The organism is Natrinema zhouii, from assembly GCF_013456555.2.
GTDB classification, from domain to species: Archaea; Halobacteriota; Halobacteria; order Halobacteriales; family Natrialbaceae; genus Natrinema; species Natrinema zhouii.
On sequence record NZ_CP059154.1, the window covers coordinates 185179 to 198877 of the forward strand.

Annotated in this window: 14 protein-coding genes; 2 read left to right on the forward strand and 12 right to left on the reverse strand. The window is 63.2% G+C overall.

Annotated features, from left to right (window positions below; all coding sequences use genetic code 11):
- Positions 1–28 precede the first annotated feature (28 nt).
- Entirely contained in the window at positions 29–1081 is a 1053-nt protein-coding gene (gene idsA3, locus HYG81_RS19665; RefSeq protein WP_180841408.1) for a geranylfarnesyl diphosphate synthase, read from the reverse strand.
- 1 nt (position 1082) lies between these two features.
- Positions 1083–2435 carry a ribonuclease J gene (locus HYG81_RS19670; protein WP_180841409.1) on the reverse strand — a complete coding sequence of 451 codons (1353 nt, stop codon included), beginning with the start codon at positions 2433–2435 and terminating at the stop codon, positions 1083–1085.
- 363 nt (positions 2436–2798) lie between these two features.
- On the opposite strand from HYG81_RS19670, the gene trkA reads away from it, so the two are divergent.
- Positions 2799–4130 carry a Trk system potassium transporter TrkA gene (trkA, locus tag HYG81_RS19675; protein WP_180841410.1) on the forward strand — a complete coding sequence of 444 codons (1332 nt, stop codon included), beginning with the start codon at positions 2799–2801 and terminating at the stop codon, positions 4128–4130.
- 50 nt (positions 4131–4180) lie between these two features.
- Here trkA and HYG81_RS19680 read toward each other — a convergent pair whose 3' ends face one another.
- The 4 genes from HYG81_RS19680 to HYG81_RS19695 form a co-directional block, all read right to left on the reverse strand.
- Positions 4181–4384, reverse strand: coding sequence for a hypothetical protein (locus HYG81_RS19680; protein ID WP_180841411.1), 204 nt, complete (start codon positions 4382–4384; stop codon positions 4181–4183).
- Positions 4381–5931, reverse strand: a complete 1551-nt coding sequence (locus HYG81_RS19685; protein WP_180841412.1) for a TrkH family potassium uptake protein — start codon at positions 5929–5931, stop codon at positions 4381–4383. Before HYG81_RS19685 ends, HYG81_RS19680 begins: the two co-directional genes overlap by 4 nt.
- A 127-nt stretch (positions 5932–6058) precedes the next feature.
- Positions 6059–6745, reverse strand: coding sequence for a potassium channel family protein (locus HYG81_RS19690; protein ID WP_180841413.1), 687 nt, complete (start codon positions 6743–6745; stop codon positions 6059–6061).
- A 146-nt stretch (positions 6746–6891) separates the two neighbouring features.
- Positions 6892–7137, reverse strand: coding sequence for a hypothetical protein (locus HYG81_RS19695; protein WP_226777510.1), 246 nt, complete (start codon positions 7135–7137; stop codon positions 6892–6894).
- A 214-nt stretch (positions 7138–7351) separates the two neighbouring features.
- Here HYG81_RS19695 and HYG81_RS19700 point away from each other — a divergent pair, with 214 nt between their 5' ends.
- Positions 7352–8890: a TrkH family potassium uptake protein gene (locus tag HYG81_RS19700; protein ID WP_180841414.1), complete on the forward strand. Its 1539-nt coding sequence runs from the start codon at positions 7352–7354 to the stop codon at positions 8888–8890.
- A 41-nt stretch (positions 8891–8931) separates the two neighbouring features.
- On the opposite strand, the gene HYG81_RS19705 is transcribed toward HYG81_RS19700, so the two are convergent.
- The 6 genes from HYG81_RS19705 to HYG81_RS19730 form a co-directional block, all read right to left on the reverse strand.
- Complete coding sequence (locus HYG81_RS19705; RefSeq protein WP_180841415.1) at positions 8932–9672, reverse strand: isopentenyl phosphate kinase; 741 nt, start codon at positions 9670–9672, stop codon at positions 8932–8934.
- Complete coding sequence (mvk, locus tag HYG81_RS19710; protein WP_180841416.1) at positions 9669–10655, reverse strand: mevalonate kinase; 987 nt, start codon at positions 10653–10655, stop codon at positions 9669–9671. Before mvk ends, HYG81_RS19705 begins: the two co-directional genes overlap by 4 nt.
- Before the next feature lie 190 nt (positions 10656–10845).
- Positions 10846–11286: a hypothetical protein gene (locus tag HYG81_RS19715; RefSeq protein ID WP_180841417.1), complete on the reverse strand. Its 441-nt coding sequence runs from the start codon at positions 11284–11286 to the stop codon at positions 10846–10848.
- A gap of 217 nt (positions 11287–11503) precedes the next feature.
- Positions 11504–12313, reverse strand: coding sequence for a 30S ribosomal protein S2 (gene rpsB, locus HYG81_RS19720; protein WP_180841418.1), 810 nt, complete (start codon positions 12311–12313; stop codon positions 11504–11506).
- A complete protein-coding gene (gene eno, locus HYG81_RS19725) occupies positions 12310–13515 on the reverse strand; it encodes a phosphopyruvate hydratase (RefSeq protein WP_180841419.1) in 1206 nt (401 codons plus the stop codon). The genes rpsB and eno overlap by 4 nt, the downstream gene beginning before the upstream one ends.
- Positions 13512–13697, reverse strand: coding sequence for a DNA-directed RNA polymerase subunit K (locus HYG81_RS19730; RefSeq protein WP_006184680.1), 186 nt, complete (start codon positions 13695–13697; stop codon positions 13512–13514). The genes eno and HYG81_RS19730 overlap by 4 nt, the downstream gene beginning before the upstream one ends.
- Between the last annotated feature and the right edge of the window lie 2 nt (positions 13698–13699).

Consider the following 13699-nt stretch of genomic DNA (forward strand, 5'->3'; position numbering starts at 1 on the left):
TGAACCCGTTCTCGGCCCGTCCGACGGCCTAGTAGCCGCGTTCGATCAGGTAATCCGCGAGTTGACAGAGGAGGTCGCGGGCCTCGTTGTCGGGTAGCATCTCGAGTCGCGCCTTCCCCTGCTCGACCAGCTCCTGGGCGGTCTCGTTCGCGTAGGCAATCGAGCCGGCCGCCTCGAGTTCGGCGACCGCCTCGTCGATCTCGGCTTCCGTGACCGCATCGACGTCGTCGGTGTCGACCAGTCCGTCGATGTCGACGCCTTGCTCGCGGGCGTGGACGGTGATCAGCGTCTGTTTGTTCTCGACGAGGTCGCTCCCCCGCTGTTTGCCCAGTTCCTCGCTGGGGACGGTCAGATCGAGCACGTCGTCTTGAATCTGGAACGCGCGGCCGATATCGAGCCCGTAGCCGTAGAGTTCGTCGATCGTCTCGTCGTCGGCCCCCAGCAAGATCGCGGGGAGACACGCCGAAGCGGCGTACAACACGGCCGTCTTCTGCTCGACCATCTCGAGGTACTCATCGGGCGAGACATCGGCTCGCTGCTCGAAGGTGACGTCCAGCGACTGCCCCTCGCAGATGTCCGTGCAGGTGGTGGCGAGGACGGAGAGCGCATCGACGATGCGATCCGACTCCGCCCCCGTCTCGAGCATGATCTCGAAGGCCTTCGAGTAGAGCGTATCACCCGCGAGGATGGCCGTCTCGAGATCGTACGCCTTGTGGACGGCGGGGACCCCTCGCCGGAGGTCGTCATCGTCCATGATATCGTCGTGGATCAGGGTAAACGACTGGATGACCTCGACACTGACCGCGGCGGCCATCATGTCCACCGGACTCCCGCCGTTGAGCGAGGGGAACGACCGGTACTCCGCCGAGAGCGGCTCGGTATCGGTCAGCGCCTCTCCCGTCGTCAGGAGGACGGTCGGGCGTAGCCGCTTGCCGCCCGCGTCCAGCAGGTACCGAGAGGCCTCGTAGAGCCGTTCGGGTCGCTGGATCGGTAACTCCTCTGGAATCGCGTCGTTGACCTGCTCGCGGCGCTGCCGGACCGCCTCGAGCACCGCCTCTTCGCGTGCCTCGGGACTCGTCATATCAGTCTACTAATTGGATGAGATTCCCGTTGCGCGTGACGTGGAGATCTCGGCCCATCTTGTACCCCTCGCTCTCACAGAGGTTGACGTAGCTCGAGTAGCCCTTCATGTCCTGGTGAGCGGGGATGATGTTCTGGGGCTGTAGTGCGTCGAGCATCTCGTAGTGACCCTCCTGGTTGAGGTGGCCCGAGACGTGGATGTCGTCGTAGACCCGTGCGCCCTGCATGCCGAGTAGCTTCTCGGCCTGATAGCGCTGGCCCTCGTTGGTCGGCTCCGGAATCACGCGGGCGGAGAAGACGACCTTGTCGCCGTCTTCCAGTTCGTATGGGGTCTCGCCGCGAGCCATCCGGGTGAGCATCGCGCGAGGCTCGCCCTGGTGGCCGGTGACGATGGGCAGGTAGTCGCCCTTGCCCTCGTTCATGATCCGCTTGAACGTGCGATCGACGGATTTGCGGTGGCCGAACATCCCCAGATCGGAGGGGAAGTCGACGAAGTCCAGTCGCTCCGCGGTCCCGGAGTACTTCTCCATCGATCGACCCAGTAGAACGGGCTGGCGACCGATATCGTCGGCGAACTCGACCAGCGACTTCACGCGGGCGATGTGGCTCGAGAATGTGGTGGCGACGATACCGCCGTCGTAGTCCTCCATGCTGTAGAGGACGTCCCGGAGGTGTTCGCGCGCGACGTTCTCGGAGGGCGTGCGTCCCTTCTTGTTCGCGTTCGTACAGTCCTCGATGTAACAGAGGACGCCCTCGCCCTCGCGACCGATCTCGCGGAAGCGCTCCATGTCGATCGGGTCGCCGATGACTGGCGTGTGATCCATGCGCTTGTCCAGCCCGTAAACGACTGCGCCTTCAGGGGTGTGGAGAACGGGGTTGATCGCGTCGATGATCGAGTGCGTGACGTTGACGAACTCCAGTTCGACTGCTCCGGAGTCGCCGATCGACATCGTCTCGCCGGCCTCCATCTTGACGAGGTCGTTCTCGACGCCGAACTTCTGTTCGCCCTCGATCTGCTGTTTGACCAGCTCGATCGTAAACGGCGTGGCGACGACCGGCGCGTCGTACCGGTGGGCCAGTTTGCTGATCGCGCCGATGTGGTCGAGGTGGCCGTGGGTCGGCACGATGGCCTTGACGTCGCCCTCGAGGTCGCTCATGATCCGGTCGTCCGGGATCGCGCCCATGTCGATCAGATCGAGACTGTGCATCCGTTCGGTTTCGACGTTGTCGTGGATCAGGACCTGCGAGAGGTTCAGACCCATGTCGAAGATAACGACGTCGTCGCCTGCGCGGACGGCAGTCATCTGCCGTCCGACTTCTTCGTAGCCGCCGATGGTTGCGATTTCGATTTCCATGGTTCCTTGTACTGAAAGCCGCTGAATGGACTCTCACCGAAATGGTCCGCGGACTCCCGGTTGTGCGGCCCCGGCGTCTTGCAGCGCGTCGGCCATCCCGCTATGCGCCCGGTACGACGGTGGCTCCGTCTTCGATAGCTCGCGACATCGCAAGCCCCGAACGCACTTGCCCGCGGGTTTCGCTACTGCTTCCTACACGCCCGGGTGTTAAAAACGCAGTGGGTTCTCTCGACCGGCGTAGTGTCGCCCGTGCTGTCGGTTTAGCGCGTTTTGGGCCCGCTCTCAGTTTCCTTTTGACACCGCAATTCATTTGCCGGTCGGCCCGAAATCGGTTTCAATAGCTATGATTTCGGAGGGACCGTCGTGTACGTAATCATCGTCGGGGCCGGCGAGGTCGGTCGTTCGATCGCCGCCAACCTGGAGGACACCCACGACGTTGCCCTGATCGATAGCGACGGCGACGTCACCGAGGAACTCACGTACTCGCTCGACGTGCTCACGATCCGCGGCGACGGAACCGACCTCGAGACGCTCCGCGAGGCCGGTCTCGAGCAAGCGGGGCTCGTCATCGCCTGTACGGATAACGACGAGACGAACGCGGTCGTCTGTGGCGCGGCGAAGGCCGCGGGCGACGTGTTTACCATCGCACGAGTGCGTCGCCGGACGCTGCTCGAGACGTGGCAGGGCTCGAAGGGAGCCTTCGGCGTCGATTTCATGGTCTGTACCGACCTCCTGACCGCCCAGGCCATCTTCCGGATTTCCGGGTTGCCGAGCGCGCACGACGTCGACACGTTCGCCGGCGGACTCATTCGCATGGCCGAGTTCGACATCCCGGTGGACAGCCCGATCGCAGATCGAACCGTCAGCGAGGCCGACTGTTACGATTCGCTCACGTTCGCCGCGATCTTCCGGGACGACGAGATGGTCGTCACCAGAGGTGACACCGTTATTCAGGCCGGGGATCGGGTCGTCGTGATCGGGAGCCCGGATTCAATCAACGACTTCGCCAACGAAGTCGCTATGACGCCCGAAGAAGCGGAGGAAGTCGTCATCGTCGGCGCCAGCGAGATCGGATATCAGACCGCCCGGGAGTTCGAGGACCACGGCTTTCGTCCGCGGCTGATCGAACGGGATCACGACCGGGCCCGCGAGGTCGCCGAGTCGCTCCCGAACACGATGGTCATGGAGAGCGACGCGACCAATCAGGAGTTCCTCGCCCGCGAGCACGTCGGCGAGGCCGACGTCGTGATCGCCGCCCTCGACAGCGACGAGAAGAACCTCCTCGTCTCCCTGCTCGCCGACCGCCTCGGCGTCGACCGCACCGTCGCGATCATCGAGAACCCCGAGTACGCCGACCTCTTCGAGACCGTCGGCGTCGACGTCGCGATCAACCCTCGAGAGGAAACCGCGGAGGAAATCGTCCGTTTCACCCGGACGGACAACACCGAGAAGGTGGCGATGCTCGAGCACGACCTCGCGGAGGTCATCGAGATCGAAGTCGGCCCGGAGAGCGTCCTCGTCGACCGAGAGATCGTCGATGCGACGAACGACCTCCCGGAGGGCGTCGTCATCGGTGCGATTTCGCGGGACGGGACGCACATCACGCCGCGCGGCGAGACAGTCGTTCAGTCCGGCGACCACGTGATCATCTTCGTCGCCGCGGATGCTCTCGACGAGGTCGTCGAACTGATCTAGGACTCGAGGGGGCACTCGAACTCTCCCTTCCGAAGGGGGTCGAACGGTCCCTAGTTGCGGACACCGCGGTAGAGGACGTATGCGGTGAAGAAAACGACATAGGAGAGTGCTAGTCCGGTAGTAAGGATCGATCGTCCAACGAGGGCGATGAAGAGGATCAGGAGCGGACCGACGAACAAGAGCGAATCGAAGACCCGATCTTCGGCACCCGATTCGAGCAGATCGCCGACGATCGGGAGGTCGTTGACCCTCATCGGTAGATCCCTCCGCGGCGGAAGACCGCTCGCACCATCACGAGGACGGGAATAATCTCGAGGCGACCGATCCACATGTTAAAGAGGAACATGATCTTCCCGAGCGTCGGCAGCGATTCCGGACCAGTGATCCCCGCGGAGAGGCCGACGTTCCCCTGTGCGCTGGCGACTTCGAAGATCACGTTCTCGAGCGTGTACGCTCCCTGCGGGAGTAGCAAGAGGAGAACGAACGTGCCGATACCGAGGAAGACGAACCAGAGGAACGCGATGATCGCTGCTTCCTCGAACTCTTGGCGCATTTCCCGTTCGTCGAGGCGGCGACCGTTGATTTTCAGTCGCCGGACGGCCGTTTCGGGGTAGAACACGTCCGAAATCCGGAACCTGATTCCCTTCAACAGCGTGAGCGCCCGGATCAGTTTGATTCCACCGACCGTCGATCCGGCCGCACCGCCGACGATCATGCCGAACGTCACGGTGAGCTGGGCCTGGGCCGTCCAGCGTCCCAGTGCCACGTTGGTCGCGTCGACGGCGGTCTGGAAACCGGCGCAGGTGGCGGCCGAAACGAACTGGAACGACCCGTACCGGAACGCGGTGAACACGGAGTCGTACGTGTCGCCGACGTACACTAATGCGGTGAGAGCGAGTGTTCCGAGGCTCATGTAAATGAACACCCACCGGGTCTGCAGGTCCGCGTAGAGGTTCCGTAGATCGCCCTGCAGAATGAGATAGTGAATCGGGAACGCGATACTGCCCAGCAGCATAACCGGCAGCAGTGCGAAGTCGATAGCCGCACTGTCGTAGGTGGCGATCGAGTTGTCGGTGATCGAGAACCCGCCGGTCGCCAGGCCCGTCATCCCGTGGTTGATCGCACCCCAGATCGGCATCCCGACGGTCCAGAGGAGCAGGATCGAGACGAACGTAAAGAGGATGAAGATCCACCAGATCGTCTGGACGGTAGAGACGATGCTCGGATGGATCCGCTCCGAGCGGGCCTCGCTCTCGTAGAGGGTCAACGAACCGCTCCCGGGACGCGCGAGAATCGCCGTCGTGAGGACAATCACGCCCACGCCGCCGATCCACTCGATGAACGAACGCCACCACTGGAGGGTCCGTGGCAGGACCTCCTCGTTGTCGGTCATCGTCAGCCCCGTGCCGGTAAAGCCGCTCATGCTCTCGAACAGTGCGTTGAGCGGATCGGTAAACGCCGCGAGCGTCGTCGTCTGGGAGGGTGCCCCCAAGAGCGTCGGCGAGAACTCAACGGTCCACGCGATGAGATAGAAGGGCAACGATCCGAAGACCGCGACGCAGAACCACCCTGCCGCGGCGATAATCATCCCGTGTAGCTTCCCGGGTTTGGTCGCCTCTCGAAATCTAGTCGTGAAGAAATAGCCGATGGCCAACGGAACCAGTCCGGAGACGATCAGTGCAGGAATCGCGTAGTATTCGCCCCAGACGATCGGAATGAGAAGGGAGACGAACATCAGGCCGGCCAGCGCCTCGAGCATTCGCCCCAGGTCCCGACCGATCGTTTCTATCGCCTCTTTCATGTGTCGCTCACTGCCCGACCCGGGATCATATACGCGTTGAAATCCCGCCGGTGTACGCGAATTCTGGCATCCGATACCGACCGGCGCGACCGACGGTTACGGAGCCGTCGTCCGCTCGATTCGGTCGTCATCGTACCCGGTCTTCTGGATGGCCGAATACATCCGTAAGCGACGGTTCTGCCCCGAATGCCGAATACACGGTGAGTAAATCGTCGGCCTCGATACGCGTATTTCCCCGCGGCGTAATCGGTGGATCTTCTCCTTCGCGTTCGATAGCAACGATCAGGACGTCCTCGGGGAGGAGATCCTCGTCCGCTGCCTCGATGAGATTCTTCCCGTCGATCGGCGCGTTTTCAGTGACGCGGATCTCGAATACCTCCGCTTCCTCTCCGATTCGCATGTAGTCGACGATCGCCGGGCGAGCCACCGATCGGTAGAGATACTCGGCGATGAGCTCCTGGGGGTTTTCCATCGTGTTGACGCCGATCTGGCGGAACACGTTCATGTGCTGGGGGTCGTGAACGACCGAAACGATATTGGGAACTTCGTGTTCCTGCGCGAGCAGACAGACCATGATGTTGGTCGCGTCCCGGTCGGTCGTACTGATCATGGCGTCCGCGTTCTCGATTCCAGCGTCTATAAGCGCGTTGTGAGCCGTCGCATCGTCGTTGAGAACCAGACAGTCGTATTCACCGGCGATCTCGTCCGCTCGTTCGGGATCGTTTTCGATGACGACGACCTCATTTCCCGACTGGGTCGCGATGTCGATGAGCGGCAACCCGATATCGCCCGCACCGACGATGACGATATACATTGCGTCGGTGTTCTTGCGTGACGATTGAAAATATATCGTTTCAGTGACCTCGATCGTCCCCCGTGACCTCGTGACGGGAGCGAAGCATCCGTCGATCGTCCAATCGATGCCGGATTACGGATGACGGGCCGCTCTCGCGAGTATAATCATTTCCACGGTGGACGCCGCCGCTGTCGCCGCCTCGATTGTTTGCTGGATTCCGCCAGAATCCGTTCGATCGCCCAGCCAACCCACAGGAAGATGATCGTCATGAAAACGGCCATTTCTAACCGGATGACCGATCCGTACCGAACGGCGAGAACGAGGGCCGTGATCGCCACCGCAGTGGCGACGACGCCAAATACGTCGTAAAAGGAGTGCGGATGACGAACGCTTGGTAACCGAACGCTCATGAGTCAACGTACGCACAGTTCGTATATATATCCTCGTCTCAGAGCGGAGTGTCAGAGACAGCTGCTCCGAGACGATCGATCGCCGACGTTATTCGCAGCCACCCGGACGAGAGCGCCGTCGCGACGGAGTAGCGCCTTACGATGGATTAATACGATCAAATCAAAATGCCATTAGATACCGTGTCCAGACGTGACTGCGCAAACGGGGTGTTCTATGCGGCTCCGAACTGACTGGCGCGCCAGCATCGCGCTCGTCGGAACCGTCTTGAAGTATCTCGCGGTCCCATTGGTGATCCCACTCGTCGTGGCGCTCGTCTACAGCGATCCCGTCTTCCCGTTCGTCGCGACGATCGCCCTCACGATCGCCGTCGGCCACGGCCTCGAGCGACTCAGTCCCGATCCGGACCTGCAGGTTCGGGAGGCAATGCTGTTCGTCGCGATCACGTGGCTCGCCGTCGCGATCGTCGGCGCAGTCCCGTACGTGCTCGCGGGCTGGGGTACCGAATCGACGCTCGCCCATCCCGTCAATGCGCTGTTCGAATCGATGTCCGGCTTTACGACGACAGGGGCGACCGTTCTCGGGAAAATCTCGCTCGAGCAACATTCACACGCCGTGATGATGTGGCGACAGCTGACCCAGTGGCTCGGCGGGATGGGGATCATCGTCCTGATGGTCGCGATCTTGCCGGAGCTCGCGGTCAGCGGCGCACAGCTCGTCGAGTCCGAAGCGCCGGGACCGCAGCTACAGAAACTCACGCCGCGAATCGCCGAGACGGCCCGCATCCTCTGGCTCGTCTACTTCGCCTTTACCGTCGTCTTCATCGCCATTCTCTACGGCCTCCATCTCGCGGGGATGGCCCCCAACATGGGGCTTTACAACGCCATCGCCCACGGGTTCACGACGCTCCCGACAGGCGGATTCTCGCCGGAAGCGAACAGCGTCGCGGCGTTCTCCGCGATCGTCCAGTGGACGTTCATTCCGTTTATCGTCATCGCCGGGACCAACTTCGCCCTGTTCTGGCACGTCTTCAGCGGCGAGCGACAGCGCTTCGTTCGCAACTCCGAGTTCCGCGCCTACATCGGAGCGATCGGCGGGTTGACAGTGCTGCTCGCGGCGATTCTCTATACCGGTGCCGCACCGTCACTGGCGGAACTCGGCGGCGTGACGGAGGGGACGTTCGAGAACTCGCTGCGACAGAGCGCCTTCCAGATCGCGTCGCTGTTGAACTCGACCGGCTACGCGACCAGCGACTTCGCCGAGTGGACCTCGACGGGCAAAATCGTGCTCCTCTTCGCGATGCTCGTCGGCGGCTGTGCCGGCTCGACCGGTGGTGGCGTCAAGGTCGTCCGGTGGCTAATCGTGTTCAAGATCCTGCGTCGGGAGCTGTTTACGGCCTCCCATCCCGAGGTCGTCCGGCCGATCCGCCTCGGCGGCAACGTCGTCGACGAGAACGCCGTTCGCGGCGTGCTCGGATTCACGTTCCTCTACCTGTTCATCTTCGGTATCGCCGCGCTGCTCATCGCACTGGATGCCAGTCGAATCGGGTACTCGCTGACGCCGCTCGAGGCGTTCAGCGCGAGTCTGGCGACGATCGGGAACATCGGTCCCGGATTCGGATCGCTCGGCCCCTTCGGGAGCTACCTCGCGTTCCCGACGAGTTCGAAACTCCTGATGATCTTCCTCATGTGGATCGGCCGCCTCGAGATCATCCCCGTGCTCGTCATGTTCACCGGCGGGTTCTGGACCCGCTGAGAGAAGCGCGTGGTAGTTCCCTTCCGTCTTCTGTATCGCCGTCAATCGATCGTCGTTCCCGGGTTCTCCCCCTCGAGGAACGACTCGAGCGCGTCGAGGCCGAAAATCGACGCCTCGGCCTCGAGAGCCAGCAGCGTTCGGACCTTGCCTGCCATCCCGCCGGTCACGTCGGTCGCGTTGCTGGCTCCGAGCACCGCGGCGACCGCGTCGAAGTCGTCGATCCGATCGATCACTGCGTCGTCTTCGTCCAGTACGCCGGAAACCGTCGAGCAGAGACCGACACGGTTCGCAGTGAGGTCGCGAGCGAGTGCCGTGACGAGCTCGTCGCCACTGATCACCGTCGCACCCGCGCCGGCGTGGGCGATCATGTCACCGTGGAGGACGGGAACGAACCCCTCCTCGAGCATCGTTTCGATCTGCCCGGTCGCCAGATCGAGTTGGCCCTCACCGTCGCGATGAGCCGCCGAAAACGGGTGGACCGGTACCGCATCGATGTCCCGCTCGAGCAATCGACTCAGAACGAACTGGTTCAGCGTTTTCATCGCCCCGTGGATGTCCAGCACTGCGCTCGCGTCGTGCGTCCCCTCGGTCGTACTGACGCCGTGTTCGCTGGCGTTGTAGTGGCCGAAGCTCCCGCCGCCGTGGACGACGACGAGGTCCTCGAGCCCCGCCTCGAGCGCCTGTGCGACCGCGTCGGCCGCCCGCTCGAGGGCCGCGCCGTCGAGCGTTTCCGGCCGATCCTTCTCGGTGATGACGCTGCCGCCGAGTTTCAGGACGATCATTCGAGCCGCTTCACCCCCTCGTCGGCGAGTTCGGCGCGGAACGCGTCCTCACAGCCCGGCGTAAAGGAGAGAGCCGTCTCGGTCTCGGGCGTCGGGTCCAGCGCGACGATGCAGCCGCCGCCGCCGGCACCGGTCAGCTTCGCGCCGTATGCGCCCGCGTCGCGGGCCGCCCAGACCATCGTCTCGAGCGAGCGCGATGAGACCCCCAGCGCGGAGAGCAGACCGTGGTTGAAGTCCATCAATCGACCGATCTCCTCGATATCGCCGTCCGCGAGCGCGTCTTCGCCGTTCCGGACGATATCGCCGATCGCTTCGACCGTGTCGGCCGCGAAATCGTACTCCGAACGGAGCTCGCGAACGCCGGCGACCAGCTGGCCGGTATCGCCCGCCCCACCGTCGAAGCCGATCACGATCGGCAGGTCCGGGGCCTCGAGCGTGCGACAGTCCTCGCCCTCGACGCGGACCGCACCGCCCGTCGTCGAACAGAACGTGTCGGCTCGAGAGGCCTGGCCGTCCTGCACGTGCGATTCCGTCTGATAGGCCCGCTCGGCGAGTTCCTCGGCCTCGAGGGTGACGCCCAGTTCTCGAGTCGCGGCGTCGATCGCGGCGACGACGACGGCCGCAGAGGACCCCAGTCCGGCACCGAGCGGAATGTCGCTCTCGATCGTCACGTCGAAGCCGGCCTCGTCCTCGCCGGTGACGTCGCGGACCTGCTCGATCGCGCCGTCGACGTACCCCATCGCGGCGCTGACCAGTGATTCCGAAACGTTGATGTCGGGTCCGTCCTCCGTCGTCCCGTCGTACTCGACCGTGAACCCGTCCAGACTGAGATCGTCCGCCCGAACGCGGAGTTTGCCGTCGTCGCGTCGTTGCACGCCGACCCGTGCCCGCCGCTCGATCGCACACGGGACGGCGGGCTCGCCGTAAACCACCGCGTGCTCCCCGAACAGGTATACCTTCCCGGGAGCGCTCGAGAGTGTCATGCCCGGCCGTTCGTCCGAGGGCAAGTAATACCTGTCTGTGTCGTCGCCATCGTCTCCACGGCTCGGTTGGCAACCGATCAGAGTCGGACTGTTGCTCCCACAGATGACCGTCGGTCAAACGGAGTTCGATTTCTCGAGTGAATTCGTTGTCGGGCGATTTTAGCTACTGTATGGGTGATGCTGGCTCAGATCACGAACTGCTCACACCGACCGTCACCGTAACGGCGTCGAGGACGGTCGCGTTCTCGCCGCATTCAATCCTGATCTCATACGTTGCAGGCGGTTCGTCCGGAAGTGGTGGGTTGACAGAAACTCCGGTGTGATACCTGTTCGGATCGAGGCTGTAGACCCCGTCCCATTCGAGCGAGCCGTTTTGGCGCTCGTACACGACGAGGGAGTACGTCGCGTTGTCGGTCGCGTTGATCGAGTAGTCCATATCGAAGCGAGCACCATCTAGCTGGTTGATGGTATCGACGGAGACGCTATCGATCACGTCGCCGGTCGACGGGTCGCTGATCGTCGACGTGTACTCGCTGCTGCTGCCGCTACAGCCGGCAACGAAAAGTGCGCTGACGACCATCGCAGTTGCGACGACGATCCGCCAGTCCCGGTTGGAGGGTGCCGAGGACATTGTTATTGTCTTCTAACAATTATGTATAAGTCTTATTATTCTACTGATTTATGAGGCCCGATTTAAACTCCCGTTTGGTAGCACTCGTCGGGTCGATCGGATACAGTTTCAGCTGTCTCACGCCGTCTAAGCAGAATATCTGCCGCTTGTCGGATTGCCGGAGATAGCACTCGAGAAAGAGACGGCGCGAAAACGAACAGCGTCGGTATCGATACCGTTAGACCGTACTCTCGAAGTCCTCGAGCGAGTAAGACGGTTCGGCACCGCGTCGATCGAGGACCTCGTTGGCGAGGAGCCAGTAGACGACCGAGAGGGCTTTTCGACCCTTGTTGTTCGTCGGGACGACGAGGTCGACGTTACTGACCTGGTTGTTCGAGTCACACATTGCGATGACCGGGATGCCGACCGTGATGGCTTCCTTGACGGCCTGCGCGTCGCCGATCGGGTCGGTGACGACCAGCACGTCCGGCTCGATGTAGCCGTCGTACTTCGGGTTCGTCAGCGTTCCCGGGATGAAGCGGCCGGTGCGGGCGCGTGCGCCCACTGCCTCGGCGAACTTCTCCGCCGGGAACCGACCGTACTGGCGCGAGGACGTGACCAAGATCTGCTCCGGGTCGTAGTTCGCGAGGAAGTCGGCGGCCGTGCGGATACGGCTGTCAGTCTTCGAGACATCGAGCACGTAGAGACCGTCGGTTCGGACGCGGTGGATGAACCGACTCATGTCCTCGGTCTTCTGTTGGGTCCCGATGTGGACACCAGCGCCGAGATAGTCCTCGACGGGGATCAACAGGTCCGCCTCCTCGTCGGACATAACGTCGTCGTCGAGGGTCGGACCGGCGTCTTCTTCCTCGGCGTCGTCGTCGGCTGGTTCAGCGTCGACCGCGGGGGCTCCCTCGGTGTCGGCGGGCTGTTCGTCTACTGGCTCGACATCCTCCTCGGCGGCGGGGCCAGCCCCTTCGGCTGGCTCCTCGTCGATTTCCTCCTCGGCGGCGTCGAGCCCTTCCTGGGTTGCGTCGTTTTCTGTCATGTCGCGTCGTCTGCGATTCGAATGAGCTCGTTGAGCTTTGCAGTTCGCTCGCCACCGACGGTACCCGTTTTGATGAAGGGAGCGTCGGTCGCAACGGCGAGGTGTGCGATTGTCGCGTCTTCGGTCTCGCCCGATCGGTGGGAGACGACCGAGTCGTAGCCGTTCTCCGTCGCGAGTTCGATCGCGTCGAACGCGTCCGACAGCGTCCCGATCTGATTCGGCTTGATCAGGATGCTGTTGGCCGCGCCGCGGTCGATACCCTCGACGAGACGGTCGGTGTTGGTGACGAACAGGTCGTCACCGCAGATCAGCGTCTGATCGCCGACTTCGTCCGTGAGGTCGGCGAAGGCGTCGTAATCGTCCTCGTCGAGGGGATCCTCGACGTAGACGAGGTCGTACTCCTCGACGAGGTCGGCGATGTATGCGATCTGCTCGTCCGTATCGCGGCTCCGGTCGCTGTACTCGTACGTTTCCGACTCGGAATCGTACAGTTCAGCGCCGGCGACGTCCAGTCCGAAGCCGATATTGAAGCCGACCTCGTCCTGGACCAGCGAGACCGCCTCGGCGACGATTTCGAAGGCCTCGCCGTCGTCGATCGACGGTGCCCACGCGCCCTCGTCACCCTTGCCACAGGGAACGCCGCGTTCCTCGAGCAGGTCGGCGACGGCGGCGTGGACGGCCGCGTTCGCGAAGACTGCATCTTCGACGCTCGGTGCGCCGACGGGTGCGGCGAGGAACTCCTGAATGTCGGTCGCGTCGGCGGCGTGTTCGCCGCCGCCGACGACGTTACCGAGCGGGATCGGGAAGTTCTCGCCGCGGAACGTGCCACCGAGGTGCTGAAAGAGCGGCGCACCGAGCACGTCGGCACCGGCTTTCGCAGCGGCCATCGAGATCGCGACCGCGCTGTTGGCACCGATCTCCGAGAAGTCGTCCGTGCCGTCGGCAGCGTGGAGTGCGGCGTCGATGTCGCGCTGGTTGCCAGCGTAGATCTCGCCGACGAGCCGGGGAACGGCGCGTTCCCGGGCCGCGGCGATCGCCTCGCCCGGCGGCCGTTCGACGGCCTCGTACTCGCCGGTGCTGGCACCGCTGGGTGCCGCGGCGCGCCCGAAGCCGCCGCTCTCGGTCACGACATCGGCTTCGACCGTCGGATTCCCTCGCGAGTCGAGGATCCGACGCAGCCGGATGTCGGTGATGAGCGTCATTTCCGGTCGTACCCCCGCTTGACGGTAAAGGGCAGCACGCCGGCGTCGTACTCCTCGGCGGCGATGAGGATCGGTTGGGTCTGCTCCGTCTCGATCAACACCGGCGCACCGTAGGAGACCTGCAGCGCTCGAGCGCCGAGGATGCGTGCCTTCTCGTAGCGGTTGTGCTGTTGTTGTTGCATTG